The organism is Dactylosporangium cerinum, from assembly GCF_042653625.1.
Taxonomy (GTDB): domain Bacteria; phylum Actinomycetota; class Actinomycetes; order Mycobacteriales; family Micromonosporaceae; genus Dactylosporangium; species Dactylosporangium cerinum.
This window is the reverse complement of the sequence record NZ_JBHSIU010000142.1, coordinates 1-1,769: the sequence shown is the minus strand read 5'-3', so window position 1 is coordinate 1,769 and position 1,769 is coordinate 1. Positions and strand designations below refer to the sequence as shown.

Annotated in this window: 1 protein-coding gene; it reads right to left on the bottom strand. The window is 65.7% G+C overall.

Annotation, left to right across the window (positions count from 1 at the left end):
• Positions 1 to 1,241: group II intron reverse transcriptase/maturase (gene ltrA / locus ACFPIJ_RS64395; protein WP_380129448.1), on the bottom strand; the 1,241-nt coding region annotated here is incomplete at its 3' end.
• Positions 1,242 to 1,769 lie beyond the last annotated feature (528 nt).

Genomic DNA, 1,769 nt, shown 5'->3' with positions numbered 1-1,769 from the left:
AACTGCCAGTGGGCGAACAACTTCGGGTACCGGCTGGCGATTACTCGCAGCCGTTCCCACGCCCGGCCCGGACGGCGACGCAGTCGTTTGAACTTCTGGGTGGCCCACCGCATCAGATAGTGGTCGATCCTCTTGAGGACGTAGACCAACTCGGACTTGTAGAACCGCCCGTAGTAGTTGATCCATCCCCGCACGATCGGGTTGATCTGCCGTGCGAGGTCACCGAGGGTGGATCCGCTGCGCCGATGCAGCCGCCAGGAACGAACCTGACGGCGAATACGCTTCCCGGCCTCGTCAGACACGGCCGGGTTGACGCAGAAGAAGAACTTCCCGGCCCTGGTCCGCACCCGTCGTGACCGAAACGTGAACCCCAGAAACGTGAACGTCCGGTGCTCATAGGCGCCGCGGCGTTTGCCGTCCTGGCAATACACGATCCGGGTCTTGTCCGGATGCAGGCGCAGGCCACCGCATTCGGCCAGCCGGGCCGCAACCGCGTCCCGGACCTGCTCCGCCTGCTGCCCCGTCTCGCAGTGGATCACCACGTCATCGCAGTACCGCTCGAACCGCACGGCCGGATACTCCCGGGCCATCCAGGCGTCGAACGCGTAGTGCATGAACAGGTTCGCCAACAACGGCGAAATCGCCGAGCCCTGCGGGCTGCCGCGATCCCGCCTCACCAGCGTGCCGTCCGGCTGCTGCAGCGGCGCTTGCAGCCACCGCCGCACATACAACAGGACCCACCGCTGGTCCGGGTCGAGATGGTGCGCCACCGCCTTGACCACAAGCTCGTGATCGAGGTTGTCGAAGAACCCCTGAATGTCCAGATCGATCACCCAATCGGTTCCCCAGCAGCGCTCCCGGCACGCCGCCACCGCGTCCAGCGCCGACCGGCCCGGCCGGTACCCGTAGGAGTCCGGATGGAACATCGGTTCCACCCTCGGCTCCAGATACATGGCCGCCACGGTCTGCGCGATCCGGTCCGCGACAGTCGGCACGCCGAGAACCCGGACCCCCTTGCCCCCCGGCTTGGGAATCTGGACCATCTTCACCGGCGGCGGCACATACGAGCCCGACGACATCCGGTTCCACAGCTTGTAGAGGTTGTCCTTCAGGTCCACCTCGAACGCTGCGACCGACTCGTCGTCGACCCCGGCCGCCCCCTTGTTGGCCTTCACCCGGCGATACGCCTCAAAGACCACCCGCTTGGAAATAGCAAACGACTTCGACTTCGGTTCGCTCACCTGGCTCCTCCCGGCAACGCCGGTTGGCCACCAAGCAAACCAGGGTGACCCGTCCCCTTCGCTCCACCCGCATTACCGGGTTTCATCACTACTACGAGACGGTCTGCCCCCGTGCCCCGCGACGGTACTCGACCCCTCACGGTTGTCGCCGCTTGGGGAACTCCCTCTCGCCCCTGGCCAACCACGCCAGGGACAGTGTCGGGGCGACAGGTTCTCACGTTCCGTGCAAGAGCCCGGGCCAGGCTCGCGCCGCCTTCATGCCGGACGCCATCTGGGCAGTAAGCAGGCTCCCCCCAGACTCCTCCCGGGACCTGACTGCCGCCCCGGTTTCGACGCCATTGATGTTTGTTACGACACGTCATCAGCGGTTCGCTTCCACTCGCCTTCCTGACCCACACCTGACGCGATCATCGCCGCGCCTTTTCCCGCAGCGCTCACCACGAACGGCCGTTCACCGACGCAGCCTGCGGTGGTTTGGAACCTCCCCCTGCAGGGCGATCCCGGAGGACCTACCTCCATCTCTCACAC